Raw genomic sequence first — 23330 nt, forward strand, 5'->3', positions numbered from 1 at the left:
GCAGTGACATCAAGCAGGCCGATACTGATCACCGGCGCAGCCGGGTTCATAGGGTTTCATCTTTGCCTGAGGCTGCTTGCCGAAGGAGGCCAGGTTATCGGCCTCGACTCCATGAACGAGTATTATGACGTCAGCCTGAAGCAGGCTCGTCTCGAGCGGCTGAAAGCGTTTTCGAATTTTTGTTTCGAGCATGCCGATCTCACGGAGCGGGACCGTATTTCGGAGCTCTTCCTCTCGGCCGCGCCGGAGGTTGTCGTCAATCTCGCGGCGCAAGCCGGCGTACGCTATTCGATCAGCAATCCGCACGCCTATGTGGAAAGCAACCTCAGCGGCTTTGTCAACATCCTGGAAGGATGCCGGCAGGCCTCCGTCGGCCATCTGGTCTATGCATCGTCGAGTTCGATTTATGGCGGCAGCACCCGCATGCCGTTTTCCGTGCACGATCCGGCGGACCATCCGCTCAGCCTTTACGCCGCAAGCAAGAAGGCGAACGAGCTGATGGCGCACACATACAGCCATCTGTTTCGACTGCCGACCACCGGGCTGCGTTTTTTCACCGTCTATGGTCCGTGGGGGCGGCCGGACATGGCGCTGTTCATCTTCGCCAAGGCTATCCTCGCCGGCGAGCCGATCGCGGTCTTCAACTATGGCAACATGCAGCGGGATTTCACCTATATCGACGACATTGTTGAAGGTATTATCCGCGTCATGCAGCAACCCGCGACACCCAATCCTGAGTGGAAAAGTGTCGCGCCAGACCCAGCGACCAGCAACGCCCCGTTCAGGATTTACAACATCGGCGGCAATTCGCCCGTTCAACTGAACCGATTGATCGAGGTGCTCGAAGACGCGCTGGGACGCAAGGCAAACCGCAACCTCATGCCACTTCAGCCAGGCGACGTTCCGGCAACTTTCGCCAATGTCAGCTCGCTCGAGGAGGCGACTGGCTTCAAGCCCAAAATCCCGATCGAAATAGGGGTTCCGCGCTTTGTCGAATGGTACCGGGAGTTCTACCGAGCATGATCGGACGCTTCGCCACCTGGAGGCGGCTGGCTTCTGACCAGCCATGGCTGGCGCATGCCGCTCGGAAAACTCAATAAGCCGCAGCCGAACTGGGTGTCGCCTGAAGGCGGTCAATATCTTTCCGGGGCGGCGCACCGAACAGGCGACGATATTCTCGGCTGAACTGCGAAGGGCTGTCATAGCCCACCGCGAACCCGGCCGTGCCTGCGTTTACGCCGCCGGCAAGCATAATCCTTCGCGCCTCCTGCAGGCGCAGCTGCTTCTGGTATTCGAGCGGGGTCATGCGCGTAATCGCCTTGAAATGGGCATGAAGGGACGACGCGCTCATGCCTGATGCCGCCGCAATGTCTTCGATGCGCAGTTGTGCCTGGAAATGATTGCGGATCGTGGCGATGGCGCGGCTGACCTGGCTCAGGTGGCTGTCCACCGACGCCATCTGGCGAAGCGTGTCACCGTGCGGTCCGGTGAGGAGCCGGTAAAGGATTTCGCGTTCGATCAGCGGCGCCAGCACGGTGATGCTCTCGGGGCGATCGAGCAGCCTGACAAGCCGACAGGCGGCATCAATCAGGTCGGGGTCACTTGGATAGGCAGCTAACACCGGCAGATCCCTGCTGGGGGATGCACGTCCTTCTTTCACAAGCAGCTCGGCCAGCGCGGTGGAATCAAAATCTATCTTGCAACAGAGGTAGGGCGCCGCCGGGCTCGCCTCCAACACATGCCCGACCAGCGGCAGGTCGACCGAGACGAGCAGGTAGCTCGATGCGTCATAGACCACGCTCTGGTCGGCCAGCGAGACGCGCTTCGATCCTTGGGCGATTATGCAAAGCGACGCCTCGTAGACCGCAGGCACGGGTGCACTGGGCTGGTTGGCGCGAATGAGCGACAGCCGCGGCACCGCAGTGCCGGCCATGCCAGATTTCGGCGCAAAGCGGGTGATTAGCTCGGCGAGTTCATTGATTTTCTCCATGCCGCATAAATCTTCATGGCGCGAAATGTTGCAAGGCATTTCGAGTTCATTTGGAGGATCGTGCAAACTCTTTGGACGATCACGCTACCGCCCTTTACCGGTTCGCCGCCATCTATCTCCCCGTCACCGCAGCGAAAAAGGAAACGATCATGAAGGGACTTAAAGACAAGGTTGTACTCATCACCGGCGCCTCCAGCGGCATCGGCGAAGCGACGGTTCGGGAACTTGCCGGTGCCGGCGCCAGACTGTTCATCGGAGCCCGCCGCACCGAGCGGCTCAAGGCGCTGGCCGCAGAAATAGGCAAAGGCGTGGCGTGGCGCGAACTCGACGTGACTGACGCGGCGAATTTCGACGCCTTTGCCGATGCCGCTCATGCCGAATTCGGGCAGATCGATGTGCTGGTCAACAATGCCGGCGTCATGCCGCTGTCGCCGCTTGCCGCGCTGAAGCGCGATGAGTGGTCTCGCATGATCAATGTCAACATCGGCGGCGTGCTGAACGGGATCGCCGCGGTGCTGCCGCGCTTCGTCGCCCAGAAGAATGGGCATATCGTCAATGTCGCCTCGGTCGGTGCGCATATCGTGCTGCCCACCGCGGCGGTCTATTGCGGCACGAAATATGCCGTCTGGGCAATCACCGAGGGGCTGCGGCAGGAGCATTACGACATCCGCGCCACGATCATCTCCCCCGGAGTGACCGCAACCGAACTGGGCGACGATATCAGCGATCCTCAGGTCGCCACGGCTCTGAAAGAATGGCGGCAGAAGTCGCTCACACCGGACGCCATTGCACGGGCGATCCGTTTTGCGCTTGATCAACCCGATGGCGTGGACGTCAACGAAGTGATCGTGCGGCCAACCGCTGCCAATATGTAGAACTTGCTGCCGGATGCCGGCTTTCGGCGAGCTAGGGCGCTCTCCGAGATCCGGCAACGGCACACCCCTTAATGCACCCGCCCTCAGCCTCTGGCGCAACTCCCGCGGGCCACATCGTACCGGCTCTCGAACGCGCGCGAAAAATGCGCACTCGAATTGAACCCGCAAGCAAAGGCGATTTCCGAGATCGTGGGCGACACTCGGGCGGGCGACAACAATTCTTCCTTGCTGCGCTCCAGCCGCCTGTCCCAGACGAAGCGTTCCGGTCTCGCGGCAAGGCCGGTGCGCCGCTGGGAACTTAACCCGCTAATCATCCCCCCCTGCGACGGTAGAGATGTCAGGCTTCGCCGGCCAGGCGCGCTGAAATCAGCCGCGCCGCCTTGATCACCGCTTCGCCCTGGCTGGCCGCCATGCTGTCATCGGCGCGTGACACAGGCGAGGCCACCGCCAGAGTGCCTAAAGGACGGCCATCGGAGCCGAGGATTGCCGCGGCTATGCTGTGGACGCCTTCTTCATAGCCTTGGGAGCTCGAGGAATAGCCGCGCTTGGCGGCAAGCCGGATCGCCTTCATCAGCCTGTCGGGCTGCGTCACCGTGTGTGGCGTGAAGGTCGGCAACGGCTTGTCGACATAGGCCTCGGCCGCTTCCTGAGGCGAAGCGGCGAGAAAGGCGATGCCGGAGGCGGTGCCGTGCAAGGGCAGCACCTGGCCGACATCGACATTGACCCGGTTGGCCTTTGCCGAGAGTTCGACGTGGACGGTCAGCAGTGCGCCGGCGCTGAATTCCGACAGATGCACCGTTTCGCCTGTTTCCAGCGCCAGCTCGCGAACCACAGGTGCTGCCACGCGCACGAAGGGAAAATGCGCGTCGCGAAAGCGGGCCAGCCGCGACAGGCCGGCGCCGAGCCGGTAGCGGCGGCTTGCCGGCTCCTGTTCGATCAAGCGGTGGTCGGCCAGCGCCATCAGCAGGCGCCGCGCCGTCGCCTTGTCGAGGCCGGTTTTGCGGGCGAGCTCGGACAGGCCGATCTCCGGTTCGCCGAGCGTGAACTGCTCCAACAGCGATATCGCTTTGCCGACTGTGCTCATTGTGCATCCTCAAGATACTTCGCATGGGACGGAAGCCAATCCACCTTGCAGTCCGCTCATAGCACATAAAATGGTGGTTCAAATAACGAACCGTTTGGAAGCGACAAAAAACACCAGCAAGTTTCGCGGCGACATCAATCTCGATGCGCCGCGCCGTGCGAGGGGTGATGCTGCGCGGCAACACCTATCAACAGGTGGATCAACTCGGCGGCGCTGCGCCTGGCCGGCGTGTCGACCCAAACGCCTGATCCTGGCCGGCGCGGAAGCTTCAACTCTGCCCCAGCTGCGCGCGGCGCCAGGCGGCGGGCGCCTGGCCAACCCGCTCCCGGAAGAAGCGTGAGAAATAGGCCGGATCGTCGAAGCCGATTTCGTAGGCGATGTCCTCGACGGTGCGCACGGTGAACAGCAGCAAGCGCTTGGCCTCCAGCAACCGTCGCTCGCCCATGAGCCGCTTGACGCCGCTGCCAAGCACCCTATGGGCGGCCTTGTCGAGAAGATGCGGTGTCGTGGCCAGCGCCTCGACGTAGCGGTCGACGGGCCAGTTGTCGCGGAAATGCGCATCGACCAGACGGCGCAAGCCGCGCGCCAATGCAGCATCGGAAGAGCCAGTCGCATCCATTACCTCGGGACCAAGACGCGCGACGTGGGAGAGCGCGACGGCAATCAGCGCCGGCAGGGTCTTGTCACTCCCGGCCTGCGCCTCGGCATATTCCGTGGCGATCATCTCCAGCACCGCCGCAAGCCTTTTCCACGCGACGTGCTGAGGAAGGCTATCGGCAAAAACCGGCCGATCCAATGGCAGCAGGCTGTGAGCGGCTATTGCCGCAAGCGCATCATCGGCGACCGAAACGACGATGGCGTCGGTGCCGGGCCCGATCGAGAAGCCATGCACGATGGTGCTCGGCACGAAGCTGACGGCCGGCGCCGAAAAGTGCCAGGATTGATCCTCGATGCGATAAGTGCCGGAGCCGCTTGTCCAGTAGGTGATCTGGCCCATTTGCGGATGCTTGTGCGCGGCAACCTGGCCGAGATGAATGTTGCTGCGCGCAAGCACCGTCTCGACATGCAGGAAGCCGACTTCGAGCGGCCGCACCGGCTCGCCATAGACAAAGAAATCAGGAATGGAATTGAGGCTCATGGCGCCGGAAAAAGTCCAATCGGTTTTGCCGTTACGTCCTAACCGATCCTTGCCAGGAGAGCTAGAGTTGATGCCATAAGTGGAGGAACATCATGCGATCGGAAGACTTTCGTGCCGACAATGGGCGCCCGTTCACCGGGGCCGAGTATCTGGAGAGCTTGCGCGACGGCCGCGAGGTCTACATCAACGGCGAGCGCATTGCCGATGTCACCACCCATCCGGCGATGCGCAATTCGGCGCGGTCGCTGGCGCGCCTCTATGATGCGCTGCACGATCCCAAGCGGCAGGGCACGCTGACCTCGCCTACCGATACCGGTTCGGGCGGCTACACCCACAAATATTTCCGCGTCGCCAAATCCTCCGGCGAACTCGCGGCCCAGCAGACCGCGATCGCCGAGTGGTCACGCATGTCCTATGGCTGGATGGGCCGCACGCCCGATTACAAGGCGGCACTGATGAACACGCTCGGCGCCAATGCCGACTGGTACGGCCCGTTCAAGGACAATGCGCTCGCCTGGCACAAGCGTGCGCAGGAAGCCGTGCTGTTCATGAACCACGCCATCGTCAACCCGCCGATCGACCGCCACAAGCCGGCCGAACAGGTGAAGGATGTCTTCGTCCACATCACCAAGGAGACCGACGCCGGCATCTATGTCTCCGGCGCCAAGGTGGTGGCGACGTCCTCGGCGCTGACCCACTACAATTTCCTGGCGCAGAGCTCGGCGACGGTCACCGAAGATCCGTCGCTGTCGGTCATGTTCATCGTGCCGATGAATGCGCCGGGGGTAAAGATGTTCTGCCGCGTCTCCTATGAGCAGACGGCCAACACGGCGGCGGCTCCGTTCGACTATCCGTTGTCGTCGCGCTTCGACGAGAACGATGCCATCCTGGTGCTCGACAATGTCTTCATCCCCTGGGAGGACGTGCTGGTGCTGCGCGACGCGCAGAAAATCCTGTCCTTCCATCCGGCTTCGGGCTTCATGCATGGCTATTGCTTCCAGGGCTGCACACGCTTTGCCGTCAAGCTCGACTTCCTCGCCGGCCTGCTGGCCAAGGCGCTGCGCGCCACCGGCGGAGATGCCTTCCGAGGCAACCAGGCGGCGCTGGGCGAGGTCATCGCGCTCAGGCACATGTTCTGGAGCTTTTCCAACGCCATGGCTTATAATCCGATCCCCTGGGCGAATGGCGCTGTCCTGCCCAACCTGGAAGCAGCCCTTGCCTACCGGACTTTCATGTCGGAAGCCTACCCGCGCGTCATCGACACGGTGCGCCGGGTGATCGCCTCCGGCTTGATCTACCTGCCGTCATCGGTGCGCGACTTCAACAATCCCGAGATCGACAAATACCTCGCGCAATATGTGCGCGGTTCCAACGACATGGGCCATGTCGAGCGCATCAAGATTATGAAACTGTTGTGGGACGCGACCGGCACCGAGTTCGGCGGCCGCCACGCGCTCTACGAACTCAACTATGCCGGTGCGCCGGAAGAGGTGCGGCTGCAGGTGCTGAAGGGCGCCGAACGCGGCGGCCGGCTGAAGGCCATGGAAGAACTGGTCGACACCTGCATGGCCGACTATGACGAGAACGGCTGGACGGGAGATACCTGGCTCAATCCGCTCGCTTCTACGGCCGGGTGATGTCAGATGGCCACGCAGATTTCGAAGGCCGATTTCCGCGACGCCATGGCAAGGGTCTGCGCGCCGGTCAACATCGTCACGACAGATGGTCCGGCCGGGCGCGGCGGCTTCACCGCCACCGCCATGTGCAGTGTGTCGGACGAACCGCCGACACTGCTGGTGTGCATGAACGGCCGCTCGACGCAGGCCGCCATGTTCCTCGCCAACCGGCGCTTCTGCGTCAACGTGCTGACGCATGACCATATGCACCTGGCCGGCAAGTTCGCCGGCGCGACCAGGGACATGGAGGCACGCTATTCGGCGGCGCGCTGGCAAACGCTGGCCTCAGGCACGCCGGCGCTGTCCGATGCGATCGTCAATTTCGATTGCGAGATCGAGGATGTGCACATAGTCGGCACGCATAATGTCATGATCGGCCGGGTTATCGACGTCAGGCACGGCAGCGGCGGCTCGGCGCTGCTTTATGTCGACCGCAATTACACGCAGCCGACGCGGCTTGGCAGTTTTGGCGGCTGAGCGGGAGCAGTCAGTTCTCGCCGGCGATCAGGCTCTCCAGCAGATCGAGCAATTGCTCGAGCCTCTCATGTCCGAAGCGCTGTTCGATGTCGCGGTAGATGACGAGGCGTTCCGGCGACAAGGCATCGATAAGGGCGGAGCCCGCCGGGGCGATCGTCAGCACGACACGGCGGCCATCGCCTTCCGCCCTGTTGCGGGTGATGAATTTTCGGCCCTCGAGCGTCTTGATGATGCGTGTCAGGCTGGGCGGCAGCACCGAAGCGCGATCGGCAAGTTCCGTCGCCTCGACAGGGCCGGCCTCGCTCAGAACGCGCAGCACACGCCATTGCTGTTCGGTCACGTCATGCGCCGCCAGCATAGGGCGAAACCGCGCCATCACCACTTCGCGGGCATGGAGCAGCGCCATCGGCAGAGAACGACGGGTGTTTTCAGGCAGCAAGAAGCAGCGTCCCCAATGATGCGGGCGGTCGGCGGGACCGCACGCCAAAACCTGACCTTTCCATCCCGTATCGTCGCCTCAACTTGGATGCAAGGCTTGACTTCAGTGATGCTGCATGTAATTAACGCGTTAACTACAGCAGCGCAACAATCCGGGAGGCGAGACGCGGTGCCTCACTTTTCCATCGAGTATTCGGCCAACCTCGATGCCAAGGTCGACATGAGCGAATTGTGCGCGCTGGTGTTGCGCACCGTGCTCGGCACCGGGCTGTTTGAAACCGGCGCGGTGCGGGTGCGGGCCTTCCGTGCGGAAGCCTATGCCATCGCCGACAGCCTGCCGGAAAACGCTTTCCTCGACATGTCGTTTCGCATTGGAACCGGGCGCAGCGCCGAGGACAAGAAACGAACCGGGGAGGCGGTCTTCGCCGCGGTGAGCGAATACCTTGGCCCCCTGTTCGATACCCCGCATTTCGCTCTTTCCCTGGAGATCAGGGAGATCGACCCGGTACTGAGCTGGAAGAAAAACGCAATCCATCCGCGACTGCGCGGCAAGTGACGGAAGCTGATATGTCCGACCTCGAAGGCAATCTGAAAAAGGCCGAGGCCTATCTGGCCCGTTTCAAGCGCGACGGCGTGCTGAACCAGATCGGCGGCGAAGCGGTGCCGGCGGTGGATGGCTCGACCTTCGAGAGCATGTCGCCGGTCGATCTCAAGCCGCTGGCCAAGGTCGCGCGTGGCAGTGCCGCCGATATCGACCGCGCCGCCAAGGCGGCAAAGGCGGCGTTCCCGGCCTGGGCCGCCATGCCGGGCGACGGGCGCAAGAAGCTGCTGCACAAGATAGCCGATGCGATCGAAGCGCGCGCCGAGGAGATCGCCTTCGTCGAGTGCATGGACACCGGCCAGGCGCTGAAATTCATGGCCAAGGCCGCGCTGCGCGGCGCCGAGAATTTCCGCTTCTTCGCCGACCGCGCGCCGGAAGCGCGCGACGGCGAGACGCTGCGCACGACAGGCCAGGTCAACATCACCACGCGCGTGCCGATCGGCCCGGTCGGCATCATCACGCCGTGGAACACGCCGTTCATGCTGTCGACATGGAAGATCGCGCCGGCGCTGGCGGCAGGCTGCACCGTCGTCCACAAGCCGGCCGAATTTTCGCCGCTGACCGCTCGCCTGCTGGTCGAGATCGCCGAGGAGGCCGGCCTGCCGAAAGGCGTGTGGAACCTGGTCAACGGCCTCGGCGAGCACGCCGGCAAGGCGCTGACCGAGCACCCTGACATCAAGGCGATCGGTTTTGTCGGTGAGAGCCGCACCGGCTCGATGATCATGAAACAGGGCGCCGATACGCTGAAGCGCGTGCATTTCGAACTGGGCGGGAAGAACCCGGTGATCGTCTTCGCCGACGCCGATCTCGAACGTGCGGCGGATGCGGCCGTGTTCATGATCTACTCGCTCAACGGCGAACGCTGCACCTCATCGTCGCGGCTGCTGGTCGAAGCCTCGGTCTACGACACATTCACGGATCTGGTCGCGGAGAAGGCAAAGCGCATCAAGGTTGGCCATCCGCTCGATCCCAAAACGGTGGTCGGTCCGCTGATCCATCCGGTGCACGAGGAAAAGGTGCTGTCCTATATCGAGATCGGCAAATCGGAAGGCGCGGTGGTAGCCGCCGGCGGCGGCAAGTTCGCCGGTCCGGGCGGTGGCTGCTATGTCAGCCCGACGCTGTTTACCGGCGCCACCAACAGGATGCGCATTGCCCAGGAAGAGATTTTCGGGCCGGTGCTGACTGCCATTTCCTTCAAGGACGAGGCCGAAGCGCTGGCGCTGGCCAACGACACCCAATACGGCCTGACCGGCTATCTCTGGACGTCGGATGTTACCCGCGCCTTCCGCTTCACCGATGCGCTGGACGCCGGCATGATCTGGGTCAATTCGGAGAATGTGCGGCATTTGCCGACGCCGTTTGGCGGCGTCAAGAATTCCGGCATCGGCCGCGACGGCGGCGACCATTCCTTCGATTTCTACATGGAGACGAAGAACATCGCCTTCGCCACTTCAGCGCACACGATCCAGAAACTCGGCGGCTGACCGGAGGACATCGCATGCCACTGCCCAAACCAAACCTCTATCCCGCCTTCAACATCGTGCGCCTCAGCCATGTCGAACTGGCGGTCACCGACCTTGCGAAATCCCGCGCCTTCTATGTCGACACGCTCGGCCTGCAGGTTACCGACGAGACATCGGAAGCCATCTATCTAAGGGCGTTGGAAGAGCGCGGACACCACTGCATCGTGCTGAAGAAGGCCGGCAGCGCCGAAGCCCGCGATCTCGGCTTCAAGGTTTTTTCGGATGAGGATCTCGACAAGGCCGAGCATTTCTTCAAGGCAAAAGGCCTGCCGGTCGAGTGGGTCGAGCGACCGTACCAGTCGCGCACCTTCCGCACCCGCGACCCGTACGGCATTCCGCTCGAGTTCTTTGCCCAAATGGAAAGGCTGCCGCCGATTCATCAGAAATATGCGCTCTACAAGGGCGTGAAGCCGCTGCGCATCGACCACTTCAACTGCTTCTCGCCCAATGTCGACGAGTCCGTCGCCTTCTACAACGAGCTTGGCTTCCGCGTCACCGAATACACCGAGGATGCCAGTAGCGGAAAGCTGTGGGCGGCCTGGACGCACCGCAAGGGCGGTGTCCACGACATCGCCTTCACCAACGGTGTGGGTCCGCGCCTGCATCACGTCGCCTTCTGGGTGCCGACACCGCTCAACATCATCGACCTGCTCGATCTGATGGCGACGACCGGTTACCTCGCAAACATCGAGCGCGGCCCAGGCCGGCATGGCATTTCCAACGCCTTCTTCCTTTATGTCCGCGACCCGGACAATCACCGCATCGAGATCTATTGCTCGGACTACCAGACGGTCGATCCGGATCTGGAGCCGATCAAATGGGACCTCAAGGACCCGCAGCGCCAGACGCTATGGGGCGCGCCGGCGCCGAAAAGCTGGTTCGAGGAGGGCAGCACCTTTGCCGGCGCGGCCGCACGCCAACCGGATTTGACGGCGTCGCCGATCATCGCACCGTGACCACAGACGCGAACCTGACGGAGACCGGGATGACTGCACATGGGCGGCTCGCCACCTTCACCGTCGGCGGCAAGACGCGCTATGGCGTGGTCACAGATAAGGGCGTCGTCGACCTGTCGGCGCGGCACAGCCAGTGGCCGACGCTGCGCGAAGTGATCGAGGCCGGCGTGCTACGGCGGCTGGCGGAAGAGGCCGAAGCCTACGCCGTCGATTTTCCAGTCGGCGCCATCGCTTATGAAATCCCTGTGCCGTCGCCGGAAAAGATCGTCTGCGTCGGCGTCAACTACCCGGACCGCAACGAAGAGTACAAAGACGGCCAGGCCGCGCCTTCGAACCCGTCGCTGTTCATCCGCTTCCCCCGCTCCTTCGTCGGCCACGACGCGCCGCTGGTGCGGCCGCCGGAATCGCCGCAGCTGGACTATGAGGGCGAGATCGTCATCGTCATCGGCAAGGGTGGACGACGCATCGCCGAGAGGGATGCGCTTGACCATATCGCGGCACTATCCCTGTGCAACGAAGGCACCATTCGCGATTGGGTACGGCACGCCAAGTTCAACGTCACGCAGGGCAAGAATTTCGACCGCACCGGCTCGCTCGGTCCGTGGCTGGTGCCGTTCACCGACGAGGCGCAGATTGCCGACATCGCGCTGACCACCCGCGTCAATGGCGAATTGCGCCAGCAGGACCGCACCAGCCGGATGATCTTCTCGTTCCGCAAGATCATCGCCTATGTCTCCACCTTCACCACGCTGGTGCCAGGCGATATCATCGTCACCGGTACGCCGACCGGCGCCGGCGCCCGCTTCGACCCGCCGATCTGGCTGAAGCCGGGCGACGTGATCGAAGTCGAAGCCGACGGCATCGGCGTGCTCCGCAACGGCGTCGTCGACGAGGCAGCATCGTGACCCCCGAGCAAGTTGAAGATGCCGCGGCAAGGCTGTTCGAAGCTGAGCGTTCGCGCCGCCAGATCCGTCTGCTCAGCCTCGATTTTCCCGATGCGACGATGGAGGATGCCTATCGCGTCCAGGCAGCGCTGGTGAAACGCAAGACCGATGCCGGGCTGACCCCGAAGGGCTGGAAGATCGGCCTGACATCGAAGGCGATGCAATATGCGCTCGCCATCGACACGCCGGATTCGGGCGTGCTGTTCGACGACATGTTCTTCAACGACGGCGCGACGATACCCGTCGGCCGCTTCATCCAGCCGCGCGTCGAGGCCGAGATAGCCTTCGTCATGAAGGCGCCGCTGAGGGGCCCAGGCGTGACCATCTTCGACGTGCTCAACGCCACCGATTATATCACGCCGGGGCTCGAAATCCTCGACACGCGCATCGAACGCGTCAATGCCGAGACAAAGAAGGCGCGCACTTTCTTCGATACGATTTCCGACAACGCCGCCAATGCCGGCATTGTCGTCGGCGGCCGGCCGCAACGACCCGATGAAGCCGATATGCGCTGGATCGGCGCCATCGTCTCGCGCAATGCGGAGGTCGAGGAGACCGGGCTTGGCGCCGGCGTGCTCAACCATCCGGCGATGGGCATTGCCTGGCTGGCGGACAGGCTCGCCCGCTACGGCATGTCCATCGCGGCCGGCGAGGTGGTGCTGTCCGGATCGTTCGTGCGCCCGGTCGAGGCGCGGCCCGGCGATACGATCGTCGCCGACTTCGGCAGCTCGGGAACGGTCAGCATCCATTTCGCCAAGAGCTGATGGCTCTCATCGGCTCGTCAGTTGGGCTGTTCGCCGCGCAAGTAGTCAATCACCACATCGGCTGCGATGGTCGACATGCGCAAGCCGACATCCCTGGTGATGTCGCCTTCGACGCGGCTTTGCACCCAGCCAAGAAACGCGAAGGCACGCAAGGCGGCGAATAGAGGCAATGCGGCGATGTCCTGCGGGGTCAGCGCACGCTCTTGCTGGTAGCCGTCAAGCAAAGCGGTCTCGATCAGCGGGTAGATCGCCTCCTCGCGGTTCTGGTAGAGGGCGACGGCAAGGTCGTACATGTGCCAGCCATGGCCGCAATCGTCGAAATCGATGATGCGCACCGCGCTGTCATGGATGAGCACATTTTCGCGCACCAGATCTGCGTGGATGATGCCGAAATTGCGCGCGCTGCGCTCATGTTGCGACAGCGCCTTCACTGCCTTGTCGCGCGCCTGCAAGACCAGCGCGCGGCGAGGACCATCGAGAAAGGGCGAGGTCTCGAACCGGCCCCAGACCGGGTTCGCACCGAAGAAGCCGTCGAAGTCCCAGGCATGGCGGGCGAAGCCCGCGGGCGGCGTCCACGAGGCAGTGACATTGTGCATATGGGCGATGGTCCGCCCGATCGCCGTGAAGATCTGGATCGACTGGTCGGCCGTGTAGACCAGTGGCACGCCGCGTGCGCCCACGGCGCGGCCCTCCAGCCAGCTCAGGCAATCGGCCTGCCGGGGCTGCGCCGAGGTGGCCGTGCTGACAAGCACGAACGGATCGCCGGCCTGTGTTGCGACGCAAGACGGCGTGGCGACGCCGGCGGATTGCAGGAAGCCCATCCATTGCAGTTCCGAACGCAGCGCGGCGTCCGTGTGGTAGCCGAGCCGGTGGATGCGCATGGCTGCCGGCTGGCCATCCGGCAGCCGCACGCGGAAGACGGCGTTCTCGCGGTGCTTCAGAAGTTCCGGCTCAGAGTTGCGGACGCCCCAATGTTCGAGCGCACGCCTGGCGAGCTCCGTGACATCGGCTGCCGTTTCGGGCTCGCATTGGGTGGAAACAGAATTCACGCCGGCACTCCCCCGACTTCGCCCAGCACCTCGTCCAGCAGGCCGATCAGGAAGTCGGCATTGTCGCGCGAGAACGGCATGGGCGGGCGGATCTTGAGCACATTGCCGTGGATGCCGGTCTTGCCCATCAGCACGCCGCGATGGCGCATGCGATTGGCGACCTGCTCGGCAATGTCGGGCGCCGGTTCGCGCGTGTCGCGGTCGTGGACCAGCTCGGCGCCGAAGAACAGTCCGGCCCCCCTGACCTCGCCGATGCACTCATGCCGATCGGCCAGCGGGCGCAGCAGGCCAAGCGCATAGGCGCCGACGTCTTGCGCGTTGGCGACAAGGTTTTCCTGTTCGATGACGTCGAGGACGGCATTGGCGACTGCGCAGGAGACCGGGTTGCCGCCAAAGGTGTTGAAGTAGCGGAAAGCGTCGCGGAAGGTCGCCAGTATCTCCTTGGTGGTGACCACGGCCGCGATCGGATGGCCATTGCCCATCGGCTTGCCCATGGTGACGATGTCGGGGACGAAGCCGGCGCGCTGATGGCCCCAGAAATGGCTGCCGGTGCGGCCGAAGCCGGGCTGCACTTCGTCGGCGATGACCAGACCACCGGCTTCGCGCACGGCCCCCAAGGCGTCGTCGAAAAATCCGGTGGGCAGAGCCGGGAAACCTTCATTGGCGAGCAGCGGACACAAGATGATGCCAGACAGGCCAATGCCATCCTGTGCCAGCGAGGCGATCGCTTGACGCACGGCGTCGCCAAAGGCCTTGCCATTGGCCATCGCATCGGGATGGCGATAGCTGTCGGGGGCCGGCACCAGCCTGACATGGGGGGCGCGGCCGCGGATCGGAGGCATGCGCGTGCTGAGCTGCGAAACCGCCGCCGTGTTGCCATGATAGGTGGCGTCGGTGGCGATGATGCCCATATTGCCGGAGGCGGCCTGCGCCATGCGCAGCGCTATGTCGTTGGCCTCGCTGCCGGTACAGGTCAGGATTGCGGTGGCGAGGCTTGCATCGAAGGTCGCCGTCAGCCGCTCGACATAGTCGAGAATTGCGGTATGCAGATAGCGTGTGTGGGTGTTGAGCAGGCTTGCCTGACGGCACAAGGCCTCGACCACATGCGGGTGGCAATGGCCGACATGGGCGACGTTGTTGTAGGCATCGAGATACTTGCGGCCGTCGGCATCGTAGAGCCAGACGCCTTCGCCGCGCACCAGGTGCACGGGCTCGTCGTAGAACAATTGCGATTTCGCGCCGAGCAGGCGGGCACGCCGCTTGACGAGCGCTTCCTCGCTCGGGTTCTTCTCAGATTGGGTCATTGCGTACCAAACTCCATTGCGTCAGCGGGTCCATCAGGCCCTCGACAGACCTGCATCGATGGCCTCGCCGATCTTTGCCACGTCGGCGGCGCCGATGATCAGCGGCGGCGACAGGATGATGTTGTTGCCGGACACGCGCAGCATGACGCCGGCGTCATAAGTGGCTTCCGAAACCACGGCCATGGTCTTCTTGTCCACCGGCTTTTTCGTCGTGCGATCGGAGACCAGCTCTAGCGCAGCCATCAGGCCCTTGTACCTGATGTCGCCGACGATCGCGTGCTTGGCTTTTAGCCCCTCCAGCGTCGCCGCCAGCTCGATGCCGCGCGCGGCTGCATTCTCGTCCAGGCGAAGCCGTTTGGTCTCGGCAAGTGCAGCCAGCCCTGCCGCGCAGCCGACAGGATGGCCGGAATAGGTATAGCCATGACCGATCGCCCCGAAGCTGGTCTTGTCGGCCTCGAAGACGTCGGCGACCTTGGCGCCGATCAAGGTGGCGCCGAGCGGGAAATAGCCCGAGGTGATCGCCTTGGCGATGGTCATGAAATCCGGCTTCACGCCGGATAGCCGCGAACCCGACCAGGCGCCGGTGCGACCGAAGCCCGTGACCACCTCGTCGGCGATCAGCAGGATTTCGTGGCGGTCGCATATCTCGCGCACCAGCGGCATGAAGCTGTCATGCGGAACGATGACGCCTCCGGCGCCGAGAACCGGCTCCATGATGAAGGCGGCAATGGTGTCGCCGCCCTGGAAGGCGATCTCGTCCTCCAGCGCTTTGGCGCACAGTTTGGCCAGCCGCGCCGGATCGGTCTCGTCGAACGGATTGCGGAAGGTCCAGGGTGCGGGAATGTGGAAGACGCCGGGCATAAGCGGCTCATAGTTGCGGCGGAAATTGGCGTTGCCGTTGACCGACGCGCCGCCGAAATGTGTGCCGTGATAGCCCTTCTTCAGGGCAAGGAATTTTGTCCGGTCGCCCTGGCCGCGGATCTTCCAGTATTGGCGGGCGAGCCGCAGTGCGGTTTCGACCGAATCCGAGCCGCCCGAGGTGAAGAAGGTCCGCACCATGCCTTCCGGTTCGAACCATTCGCTGAGTTCGTAAGCGAGCTCGATCGACGGGCCGGTCGACGTGCCGCGAAACCCGGAATAGTAGGGCAGGGCGCTGAGCTGGTCGGCGATGGCCTTCTTGATGGGGTCGCAGGAGTAGCCGAGATTGACGTTCCACAGGCCGCCAACCGCATCGAGCACGGTGTTGCCGTCGATGTCTGTGACCATCACGCCTTCGCCTTTCATGATCACCTTTGGCGGGTTGGCCCGCATCTCGGCCGGGTGTGCCATCGGATGCCAGATCGGCTTGGCGTTTTTCTCGGTGAGGAAATTGATGTCGCGCATCGCAAGGCTCCGCAAATGTCTCAGGAGATGAGGTCGAAATGGCCGAGGGCCTCGGCATAGGAAAGTGCCGGTCGCGCGACGTCGAAATGAACCGTGCGCATGCCGGCGGCACGGCCGCCATCGACATTGCGCTGCTGGTCGTCAACGAACACACAGGCGCCGGAAGGCAGGCCAAGCGCCTCGGTCACCAAGGCATAGGCGCGCGGATCGGGCTTGAGGATGCCGGTATAAGTGGCGTCGACGATGGTGTCGAACAGCTCGAGCAGCGGCAGCCGCTGACGGAAGCCGGCGCCATAGAACAGATCTAGCTCGTTGGACAGGATCGCCAGGCGAAATCCCGCCGCATGCACGGTCCGGATGGCGCGGACGGCTTCGGGCCGCACGATCTTTTCCGGCTCGGCTCCGCGTGCGCGCTGGACGAATGTCTCCATCGCCTGCCAGTCCTCGCCGACGAGCCGGCCGACTTCGCTGGTGCGGGTGCGCCAATAATCGCGCTCGCTGATCTCGTCGGCCTGCATGGAGCGCCACAGCGGATCTGAATCCGGGTCGAACGGCCCGTGCCATTGCAGCGTTCCCGGCGCGAGGCCGAGCGCCTGTTCGGTCAAGGCATGGGTCTCGAAAAGGGTCCGGGTGACGACGCCGCCGAAATCGAGGACGAGCGCCTGGGCAGGAACAGCGCTCACGCAGCCACTCCCTTGGCCGGCATGCCGCGCGGGATGATGCCTTCCTCGACCCAGCGGTCGAAGATTTCGAGCGCCTTGCCGACGAACTCGTCGCTGTTGATGTGGGCGTCGATCTCGTGGAACTCGACGCCGGCGGGAATGGCCTTGCGCATCTCATCGGTGAACGCCGCGAGGGCTTCGGGTTCGTACAGCGGCTCGCCCTGCGCATCCCATTCCTGGATGCCGCCGGAGGGCAGGATGAAAGCGGAGCGCCCCTTCGACGCACCGAGCTTGGCGGCGATGGTCCTGGCGACTTCACGGCGGTCGGCGGCATCGACGGTGATCGAGCCGATCAACCTGTTATGAGCATGGAATGGCCGCTGCGCGAACTTTGTCGGCAGCGCCTGCCAGGTCGGCAAATCGACCATGTCTACGGCGCCAGGGGCTGTGATCTGCGGAATGCCGCGGGCGCCGGCATTCTCGAGCCGGTCTGCGCCGGAGCTGACGACCGAACCGGCAAGATGATTGGTGATCTCCTGCAGGCTGAAGTCGAACACCGCGCAGAAATGGTCCTGGCTGGCGATCGATTCGAAGGCCCGGCCCCCCATCCCGGTGGTGTGAAAGACTGCAACGTCATAGCCGCGCTGCTCCAACGCCGGCTTCAGCGTCTTCATATATCGCAGGCAACTGCTGCCCAGCGAAGTCATGCCGATGGTCGGTCCGACCGCCGGGGCCGAAGCACGGGATGCAAGCACGATCCTCGCCGCACCGACCACCGCGCCGCAGGCCTGGGAAAGGACCAGCTTGCAGATGGTGTTGAGGCCGTAGAGCCCGCCTGCCCACAGGATCATCATCAGGTCGGGCGCGACGCGCTCGGGCGGAATGAGATGCGAGTAGGCGATGGTCGAGACGACGAATTTCGGCACGCCGAGCGGCAGGCACAGCGCGACATCGAGCGCCAAATCGGTTCCCATCGAACCACCGATGGCGATGAAGGCGTCGATCTCGCCGCGCTGATGAAGCTGCCGCACCAGCTGAACGGCGCCGACGGCCATCAATGTCATGGCGGTGTTTTCATCGCCGCTCGAGACGATTTCGGCCATCGTCACGCCAGCGGCCCGCGCAACGGCATGCTTGTCGTGATCGGGACTATAGGCGGGGGCGCCTAGCACGCTGACATCCATCATCACGGCGCGGCCACTGGATGCCTCGATACACGCTTTCATGAACAGCAGTTCGTCGGTCTTGGTATCGCCCGTGCCGATGACCAGGATGCGGGGCGTCGCCATATCTGCAGACATCAGGCCTGCCTCCTCAGGGTTTGCAGGTTTTCGCCATTGAGGCGCATCGAAATCTCCCGTGCCGCGGTCACAACCGCAAGCCCTCGTTCCACGATCGCAGCCGGTGTCGTCCTGGCCTTCGGGGCTGCCACCGCAATTTTCCCCAGCGCAAGTCCGTTGGCGGCGCGGATTGCAGCCGCGACGCCGATCACGCCGTCCTCATGGCCCTGGTCGCAGATCGAATAGCCGCGGTCGCGCGCCTCGCCGATCGACTTTGAAATGGCGGCCGGCTCGACGAGGGTATGATCGGTGAAGGCCTCAAGCGAACCTGTCAGGCATGCTTTCACGGTCGCGTTGTCGGCGAAGGCGAGATAGGCGATGCCGGAGGCGGTGGAATGCAGCGGCAGAAGCTGGCCGACATCGATGTTCACCCGGTTTGCCCAGCTTGAATGCTCGACATGGACGGTGATCAGCCTGTCGACGCCGAATTCCGACAGATGCACCGTCTTGGTTGTCGAACCCGCCAAATCCTGCGCCACGGGAATTGCCGTTTGCAGGAACGGGAAGCAGGCTTCGCGGATACGCGCCAGCCGCGACAGGCCGGCGCCGAGGCGATAGTGCCGCGTGCCGGCATCCTGCTCGACGAAGCCATGGCCGCCCAGCGCCATCAGCAGCCGCCGCGTCGTCGCCTTGGCCAAGGCGCACCGCCGCGCGAGATCGGAAAGTCCGAGCTCGGGCTCGTCCGCCGTGAACAGCTCCAGAAGTGAAATCGCCTTGCCGACCGTACCCATCCAGCCTCCCGCTCGGATAGAAACTTAATGTGTGAATTAACTTGACAGGCATCCGCATTCTTTGCAAGTCTATATTCAAAATAAGGGTTCAAATAATGAACCGATGGCATTCAGGGAACAGGCCGAGCGGCCGCGAACCCAGGGGTTCGTAAGACTGGAGGGACAAATGTCAGCAGTTTCGGAACAGGCGCCCGCCAACAGGCTGCGCAAGAACAGTCTTGGCGTCGGCGCTATCACCTTCATGGTGATTTCGGCGGCGGCGCCGCTCACCGCGGTCGCCGGCGGCACGCCGCTCGGCATGCTTATGGGCAATGGGGCGGGCTTTGCCGGAACCTATCTTATCGTGACCGTGTTGCTGCTGCTGTTTGCGGTCGGCTACGTCGCCATGTCGCGCCATGTCGGCAATGCCGGCGCCTTCTATGCCTATGCCGCGCGCGGGCTCGGCGGTTTTGCCGGCGGCGCAACCGCAATCATCGCGATCCTGTCCTACAACGCCATGCAGATCGGGGTCATGGGCCTGCTGGGGGCCGCGACCGCCGGCCTGTTCGCCGGCTGGGGCATCGACCTGCCCTGGTGGGTGTGGAGCTTCATCGCCGTCGCCATCGTCGCGGTGTTGGGCTACCGCCAGGTCGACCTCTCGGCCAAGATCCTGACGGTGCTGGTGCTGTGCGAATACATCGTGGTGCTGGTGTTAGACCTCGCCATCCTCAAGACCGGTGGCGACAGCGGCCTCTCGGCGGCGCCGTTCAGCTGGAGCCAGATCGTCAGCGGCTCGCCCGCCATCGCCATCCTGTTCTGTTTCGCCGCCTTCATCGGTTTCGAGGCGACGACGATCTACGCCGAGGAAGCCCGCGACCCCAAGGTGACCATTCCGCGCGCCACCTATTTCTCCGTGCTGCTGATCGGCGTCTTCTACATGGTCACGGCCTGGCTGATGGCGGTCGGCGCCGGCGTCGACAAATTGTTGCCGGCACTGCAGGCGCTTCAGGATCCGACGACTTTCCTGTTCGGCCTGTCCGACCGCTACGCCGGAACCATGCTGTCGCACGCCATGGGCATCCTGTTCGTGTCGAGCCTGTTTGCCGGCGTGCTGGCGTTCCACAACGCGGTTGCCCGCTACATCTACGTCTCGGGCCGCGAGAAGCTGTTGCCTGAAGCGATCGGCGTGACGCATTCAGTGCACCAGAGCCCGCATGTCGCTTCCGTCATCCAGAGCGTGTTGGCAGCGATCGTCATCGGACTGTTCGCGATACTCGGCCTCGATCCGGTTCTGGCGCTGTTTTCCTGGCTGACCAATGTCGCGACGCTGGGAGTCATCGTCATGATGGCGGTGGCCTCGCTCGCCGTGGTGATGTACTTCCGCGCCAACCCGTCGACGCAGGAGAATGCGCTGAAGACCACCATCCTGCCTGGGCTGGCCTTCATCGCTTTCGTCGTCATCATCTACCTGATCGTCATTAATTTCGGTGGCCTGTCCGGGGCCGGTGGCTTCCTTGGCGTGTTGCTGCCGGGGCTGGTGCTGATTGCCGCGGTGGTCGGCCTGCTGCTTGCCGGTGCGTTGAAGAGCCGGGATCCGGTTGCCTTCGCAAATCTCGGCGTGCCGCTGAAGGACTAGGACAAAGGACAAGGGGGTAGCGCGTTCGGCGCCGCCCCTTTCCATCGCAAGGGAGTAACGGCGTTGAGCTTTGCCGAGAGCATCACCGTTGAGGCGCTGGAAGCCGATCCGTATCCGATCTATGCGGAACTGCGGCGCAGTGCGCCTGTCGCTTTCGTGCCGGCGGTCAATCTCTGGTTCGTCACCCGCTGGAAGGACGTCGAGACCGTCGCAAAGTCACCCGACATCTTCTCCGCCGTCGTCGGTACGTCTCCGGTCGAACGCTCGTTCGGCAAGCCGACCATCCTGACCACCGACGGCGAAACGCATAGACAGCTGCGCCAAGGCGTCGATCCGAAATACCGGCCGCGCACCGTCGCCGCCTATGCCGGCGATCTCGTACGGTCGATTGCCGAACCTTTTCTCGACCGGATCGCCGAACAAGGCTCCGCCGAGCTGATGGCGGATTATTTCGAGCCGGTGTCGACGCTCAGCCTGGCGCGCTCGCTTGGCCTTGCCGACATCGACATGCCGACGCTGCGCCGCTGGTTCTATGGCCTTGCGCAGGGCGCCATCAATTTCGAGAACGACCCGAAGCGGCAAGAGATCGCCGACGCGATCAGCGCCGAGGTCGGCGCAGCCATCCGGCCGACTCTGGATAGACTGGCGCGCGCACCCGACGACTCGGCGCTGTCGCATATGCTGCATGACGGCATGCCGGAAGGCACGACGCGGCCGATCGATTTCTTGATGCCAAGCATCAAGGTCATCCTGCTTGGCGGCATGCAGGAGCCCGGACATGGTGCCGGTTCGATCCTCGCCGGCCTGCTTGCGCATCCCGAACAATTGCGGCAGGTGCTCGCCGATCCCGAGACCTTTGTGCCCAGGGCTGTCGATGAAGGCTTGCGCTGGGTGGCGCCGATCGGCACCCAGACGCGGCAGACGACGCGGGCGGTCGAGCTTGGCGGCGTAACGATCCCTGCCGGCGCCGCGGTCGCTGCACTTGTCTCCTCGGCAAGCCGCGACGAGAGCCGCTTTGCCGATCCAGACCGCTTCGACATCAACCGCAGGGAAGGCAATCATGCCGCCTTCGGCTTTGGTCATCATTTCTGTTCGGGCCGGTTTTTCGCGCGCGAGCAGATGTGCCTTGCATTAAGGCTGCTGCTCCTGCGCTTCCCCGATCTCAGCCTGGTGCCGGGCAAGGTGCCGGTGTTTCGCGGCTGGGAATTCCGCGCGCCAACCACGTTGTATGTTTCCCTGGGAGTCCGCCACCAATGATCAGCCAGAATGCCATCGACGCGCTGCGCAAGACGGAGATCGGCGAGCGGGGCTTGTTTATCGATGGCGTACAGGCCGCAGCGACGAGCGGCGCGACGCTGGCGGTGATTTCGCCGATCGACGGCCGCCCTTTTGCCAGCATCGCCGACGGCAATGCCGCCGACATCGATCGCGCGGTCCGATCGGCGCGAAAAGCATTCGAGAAGGGTTCATGGTCGCGCGCCGCCCCTGCCTTTCGCAAGAAGGTGCTGACGAAATTTGCCGAGCTGATCGAAGAACATGTCGACGAACTGGTCGTGCTTGGCGTGCGCGACAACGGCACCGAGATCGGCATGGCCTACAAGGCCGAGCCACTGTCGGCGGCCGGCACCATCCGCTACTACGCCGAGGCGATCGACAAGGTCTATGGCGAGATCGCGCCGACGGCCGACAATGTGCTCGGGCTGATCCACAGGGAGCCACTCGGTGTCGTCGGCGTCATCGTGCCGTGGAACTTCCCGCTGATGATCGGCGCCTGGAAGATTGCGCCCGCACTGGCCACCGGCAACAGCGTCGTCGTCAAGCCGCCGGAGATCGCCTCGCTGACCTTGCTGCGGCTGGCCGAACTCGCAAGCGAGGCTGGACTTCCCGAAGGCGTGTTCAACGTCGTTACCGGGCATGGTGCTGTCGCCGGCGAAGCGCTTGGCCTCCACATGGATGTCGACGCCATCGCCTTTACCGGATCGGGGCCGGTCGGCCGGCGGCTGCTCGAATACTCCGCCCGTTCCAATTTGAAGCGGGTCTTCCTCGAGCTTGGCGGCAAGTCGCCCAACATCGTCTTTGCCGACGCTCCGGACCTGAAGCAGGCGGCGGTCGTCTCGGCCAACGGCATCTTTCGCAATTCAGGCCAGGTCTGCGTGGCGGGCTCGCGTCTGCTCGTCCAGTCGTCGGTCTATGATCTTTTCATGGACGAACTTGTCTCGGCAACCACGCGGCTCAAGGTCGGCGACCCGCTCGATCTCGCCAGCGATATCGGTGCGGTATCGAGCGCCGAACAGCTGGACAAGAATCTCGGCTTCGTCGCCATGGCGCAAGCCGAAGGCGCCCGTCTCGTCGCCGGTGGCGAACGGATACTGACCGAGACCGGCGGCAGCTACATGGCGCCGACGATCTTCGAGAACGTGACGCAAGAGATGCAGTTGGCGCGCGAGGAGGTGTTCGGACCGGTGCTCGGCGTGATGCGCTTCGAGACCGAGGAGGAGGCGGTGCATCTCGCCAACTCCACTGTCTACGGACTTGCCTCGGCGGTGTGGACCGCCAATCTTTCCACGGCCCATCGCATGGTGCGCGCCATCAACGCCGGTGTCGTCCACGTCAACACCTATGGCGGAGCCGATATCACCGTGCCGCTTGGCGGCGTCAAACAGTCCGGTTTCGGCCGTGACAAGTCGCTGCATGCGCTGGAGAAATTTGTCGACCTCAAGACCGCCTGGATTGCGCTCTGAGCCTTGCGGAAAGGCCAACGTATCTGCTCTTTTCGTCAA

General features: G+C 63.6%; 23 protein-coding genes. 12 read left to right on the forward strand and 11 right to left on the reverse strand.

The genetic code is table 11. From position 1 onward, the window contains the following. Positions 1-3: 3 nt before the first annotated feature. Positions 4-1023, forward strand: coding sequence for an NAD-dependent epimerase (locus AC3EML_RS11430; RefSeq protein ID WP_488505217.1), 1020 nt, complete (start codon positions 4-6; stop codon positions 1021-1023). A gap of 70 nt (positions 1024-1093) precedes the next feature. Here AC3EML_RS11430 and AC3EML_RS11435 read toward each other — a convergent pair whose 3' ends face one another. After that, positions 1094-1990, reverse strand: coding sequence for an AraC family transcriptional regulator (locus AC3EML_RS11435; RefSeq protein WP_023748003.1), 897 nt, complete (start codon positions 1988-1990; stop codon positions 1094-1096). Between the two features lie 149 nt (positions 1991-2139). Here AC3EML_RS11435 and AC3EML_RS11440 point away from each other — a divergent pair, with 149 nt between their 5' ends. Beyond that, complete coding sequence (locus AC3EML_RS11440; protein WP_352521176.1) at positions 2140-2865, forward strand: SDR family oxidoreductase; 726 nt, start codon at positions 2140-2142, stop codon at positions 2863-2865. Positions 2866-2948: 83 nt separating this feature from the next. On the opposite strand, the gene AC3EML_RS11445 is transcribed toward AC3EML_RS11440, so the two are convergent. The 3 genes from AC3EML_RS11445 to AC3EML_RS11455 form a co-directional block, all read right to left on the reverse strand. Then, entirely contained in the window at positions 2949-3179 is a 231-nt protein-coding gene (locus AC3EML_RS11445; RefSeq protein ID WP_352462124.1) for a helix-turn-helix domain-containing protein, read from the reverse strand. A 23-nt stretch (positions 3180-3202) separates the two neighbouring features. Then, complete coding sequence (locus AC3EML_RS11450) at positions 3203-3949, reverse strand: IclR family transcriptional regulator (RefSeq protein ID WP_023748001.1); 747 nt, start codon at positions 3947-3949, stop codon at positions 3203-3205. A 268-nt stretch (positions 3950-4217) separates the two neighbouring features. After that, entirely contained in the window at positions 4218-5087 is an 870-nt protein-coding gene (locus AC3EML_RS11455; protein WP_023692273.1) for a helix-turn-helix domain-containing protein, read from the reverse strand. A gap of 92 nt (positions 5088-5179) precedes the next feature. Here AC3EML_RS11455 and AC3EML_RS11460 point away from each other — a divergent pair, with 92 nt between their 5' ends. Continuing rightward, a complete protein-coding gene (locus AC3EML_RS11460) occupies positions 5180-6724 on the forward strand; it encodes a 4-hydroxyphenylacetate 3-hydroxylase N-terminal domain-containing protein (protein WP_023710044.1) in 1545 nt (514 codons plus the stop codon). 6 nt (positions 6725-6730) lie between these two features. Next, complete coding sequence (locus tag AC3EML_RS11465) at positions 6731-7240, forward strand: flavin reductase (protein WP_023692271.1); 510 nt, start codon at positions 6731-6733, stop codon at positions 7238-7240. Between the two features lie 10 nt (positions 7241-7250). Here AC3EML_RS11465 and hpaR read toward each other — a convergent pair whose 3' ends face one another. Continuing rightward, a complete protein-coding gene (gene hpaR, locus AC3EML_RS11470) occupies positions 7251-7646 on the reverse strand; it encodes a homoprotocatechuate degradation operon regulator HpaR (protein ID WP_023714916.1) in 396 nt (131 codons plus the stop codon). A gap of 201 nt (positions 7647-7847) precedes the next feature. Between hpaR and AC3EML_RS11475 the strand changes: the two genes are divergently transcribed. The 5 genes from AC3EML_RS11475 to hpaH are packed head-to-tail and all read left to right on the forward strand — an operon-like array spanning position 7848 to position 12466. Continuing rightward, a complete protein-coding gene (locus AC3EML_RS11475) occupies positions 7848-8234 on the forward strand; it encodes a 5-carboxymethyl-2-hydroxymuconate Delta-isomerase (RefSeq protein ID WP_023667827.1) in 387 nt (128 codons plus the stop codon). An 11-nt stretch (positions 8235-8245) separates the two neighbouring features. Beyond that, a complete protein-coding gene (hpaE, locus tag AC3EML_RS11480; RefSeq protein WP_023692269.1) occupies positions 8246-9763 on the forward strand; it encodes a 5-carboxymethyl-2-hydroxymuconate semialdehyde dehydrogenase in 1518 nt (505 codons plus the stop codon). A 14-nt stretch (positions 9764-9777) separates the two neighbouring features. After that, entirely contained in the window at positions 9778-10758 is a 981-nt protein-coding gene (gene hpaD / locus AC3EML_RS11485; protein WP_023710040.1) for a 3,4-dihydroxyphenylacetate 2,3-dioxygenase, read from the forward strand. A gap of 29 nt (positions 10759-10787) precedes the next feature. Continuing rightward, entirely contained in the window at positions 10788-11663 is an 876-nt protein-coding gene (locus AC3EML_RS11490) for a fumarylacetoacetate hydrolase family protein (RefSeq protein WP_352521177.1), read from the forward strand. Then, a complete protein-coding gene (gene hpaH / locus AC3EML_RS11495) occupies positions 11657-12466 on the forward strand; it encodes a 2-oxo-hept-4-ene-1,7-dioate hydratase (protein WP_352521298.1) in 810 nt (269 codons plus the stop codon). The genes AC3EML_RS11490 and hpaH overlap by 7 nt, the downstream gene beginning before the upstream one ends. Before the next feature lie 17 nt (positions 12467-12483). Here the strand turns inward: hpaH and AC3EML_RS11500 are convergent, their stop codons facing one another. Genes AC3EML_RS11500 through AC3EML_RS11525 form a run of 6 tightly spaced genes read right to left on the reverse strand, consistent with a single transcriptional unit; the run spans position 12484 to position 18935 of the window. Then, on the reverse strand, positions 12484-13515 hold the full coding sequence (locus tag AC3EML_RS11500; RefSeq protein WP_352521178.1) for a phosphotransferase enzyme family protein: 1032 nt from the start codon (positions 13513-13515) through the stop codon (positions 12484-12486). After that, entirely contained in the window at positions 13512-14819 is a 1308-nt protein-coding gene (locus AC3EML_RS11505; RefSeq protein ID WP_023686940.1) for an aminotransferase class III-fold pyridoxal phosphate-dependent enzyme, read from the reverse strand. The genes AC3EML_RS11500 and AC3EML_RS11505 overlap by 4 nt, the downstream gene beginning before the upstream one ends. Positions 14820-14852: 33 nt before the next feature. Next, positions 14853-16202 (reverse strand): aminotransferase class III-fold pyridoxal phosphate-dependent enzyme, encoded by a 1350-nt coding sequence (locus AC3EML_RS11510; RefSeq protein WP_023708115.1) that lies wholly within the window; start codon positions 16200-16202, stop codon positions 14853-14855. 20 nt (positions 16203-16222) lie between these two features. Next, the gene (locus AC3EML_RS11515) at positions 16223-16885 is read right to left on the reverse strand and encodes an HAD family hydrolase (RefSeq protein ID WP_352521179.1); all 663 of its coding nucleotides are present in this window, start codon (positions 16883-16885) and stop codon (positions 16223-16225) included. Then, entirely contained in the window at positions 16882-18165 is a 1284-nt protein-coding gene (locus AC3EML_RS11520) for a Tm-1-like ATP-binding domain-containing protein (RefSeq protein ID WP_352521180.1), read from the reverse strand. Before AC3EML_RS11520 ends, AC3EML_RS11515 begins: the two co-directional genes overlap by 4 nt. After that, the gene (locus AC3EML_RS11525; protein WP_352521182.1) at positions 18165-18935 is read right to left on the reverse strand and encodes an IclR family transcriptional regulator; all 771 of its coding nucleotides are present in this window, start codon (positions 18933-18935) and stop codon (positions 18165-18167) included. Before AC3EML_RS11525 ends, AC3EML_RS11520 begins: the two co-directional genes overlap by 1 nt. Positions 18936-19101: 166 nt before the next feature. Here AC3EML_RS11525 and AC3EML_RS11530 point away from each other — a divergent pair, with 166 nt between their 5' ends. From AC3EML_RS11530 to AC3EML_RS11540, 3 genes are all read left to right on the forward strand, one after another. After that, complete coding sequence (locus tag AC3EML_RS11530; protein ID WP_352521183.1) at positions 19102-20550, forward strand: APC family permease; 1449 nt, start codon at positions 19102-19104, stop codon at positions 20548-20550. A 63-nt stretch (positions 20551-20613) separates the two neighbouring features. Then, the gene (locus tag AC3EML_RS11535; RefSeq protein WP_352498027.1) at positions 20614-21807 is read left to right on the forward strand and encodes a cytochrome P450; all 1194 of its coding nucleotides are present in this window, start codon (positions 20614-20616) and stop codon (positions 21805-21807) included. Beyond that, positions 21804-23291 carry an aldehyde dehydrogenase gene (locus AC3EML_RS11540; RefSeq protein ID WP_023818585.1) on the forward strand — a complete coding sequence of 496 codons (1488 nt, stop codon included), beginning with the start codon at positions 21804-21806 and terminating at the stop codon, positions 23289-23291. The genes AC3EML_RS11535 and AC3EML_RS11540 overlap by 4 nt, the downstream gene beginning before the upstream one ends. The last annotated feature ends 39 nt before the right edge of the window (positions 23292-23330 follow it).

The sequence above is a fragment of the Mesorhizobium sp. P170090 genome (assembly GCF_057786115.1).

Bases quoted from the DNA above. Each gene is read 5' to 3' on its own strand.
- AC3EML_RS11525 (WP_352521182.1), bottom strand. From the start codon at position 18,935: ATGGGTACGGTCGGCAAGGCGATTTCACTTCTGGAGCTGTTCACGGCG.
- AC3EML_RS11455 (WP_023692273.1), bottom strand. From the start codon at position 5,087: ATGAGCCTCAATTCCATTCCTGATTTCTTTGTCTATGGCGAGCCGGTG.
- AC3EML_RS11505 (WP_023686940.1), bottom strand. From the start codon at position 14,819: ATGACCCAATCTGAGAAGAACCCGAGCGAGGAAGCGCTCGTCAAGCGG.
- hpaR (WP_023714916.1), bottom strand. From the start codon at position 7,646: ATGGCGCTGCTCCATGCCCGCGAAGTGGTGATGGCGCGGTTTCGCCCT.
- hpaE (WP_023692269.1), top strand. From the start codon at position 8,246: ATGTCCGACCTCGAAGGCAATCTGAAAAAGGCCGAGGCCTATCTGGCC.
- AC3EML_RS11540 (WP_023818585.1), top strand. From the start codon at position 21,804: ATGATCAGCCAGAATGCCATCGACGCGCTGCGCAAGACGGAGATCGGC.
- AC3EML_RS11435 (WP_023748003.1), bottom strand. From the start codon at position 1,990: ATGGAGAAAATCAATGAACTCGCCGAGCTAATCACCCGCTTTGCGCCG.
- hpaD (WP_023710040.1), top strand. From the start codon at position 9,778: ATGCCACTGCCCAAACCAAACCTCTATCCCGCCTTCAACATCGTGCGC.
- AC3EML_RS11465 (WP_023692271.1), top strand. From the start codon at position 6,731: ATGGCCACGCAGATTTCGAAGGCCGATTTCCGCGACGCCATGGCAAGG.
- AC3EML_RS11490 (WP_352521177.1), top strand. From the start codon at position 10,788: ATGACTGCACATGGGCGGCTCGCCACCTTCACCGTCGGCGGCAAGACG.
- AC3EML_RS11450 (WP_023748001.1), bottom strand. From the start codon at position 3,949: ATGAGCACAGTCGGCAAAGCGATATCGCTGTTGGAGCAGTTCACGCTC.
- AC3EML_RS11510 (WP_023708115.1), bottom strand. From the start codon at position 16,202: ATGCGCGACATCAATTTCCTCACCGAGAAAAACGCCAAGCCGATCTGG.
- AC3EML_RS11460 (WP_023710044.1), top strand. From the start codon at position 5,180: ATGCGATCGGAAGACTTTCGTGCCGACAATGGGCGCCCGTTCACCGGG.
- AC3EML_RS11445 (WP_352462124.1), bottom strand. From the start codon at position 3,179: ATGATTAGCGGGTTAAGTTCCCAGCGGCGCACCGGCCTTGCCGCGAGA.
- AC3EML_RS11440 (WP_352521176.1), top strand. From the start codon at position 2,140: ATGAAGGGACTTAAAGACAAGGTTGTACTCATCACCGGCGCCTCCAGC.
- AC3EML_RS11520 (WP_352521180.1), bottom strand. From the start codon at position 18,165: ATGTCTGCAGATATGGCGACGCCCCGCATCCTGGTCATCGGCACGGGC.
- AC3EML_RS11530 (WP_352521183.1), top strand. From the start codon at position 19,102: ATGTCAGCAGTTTCGGAACAGGCGCCCGCCAACAGGCTGCGCAAGAAC.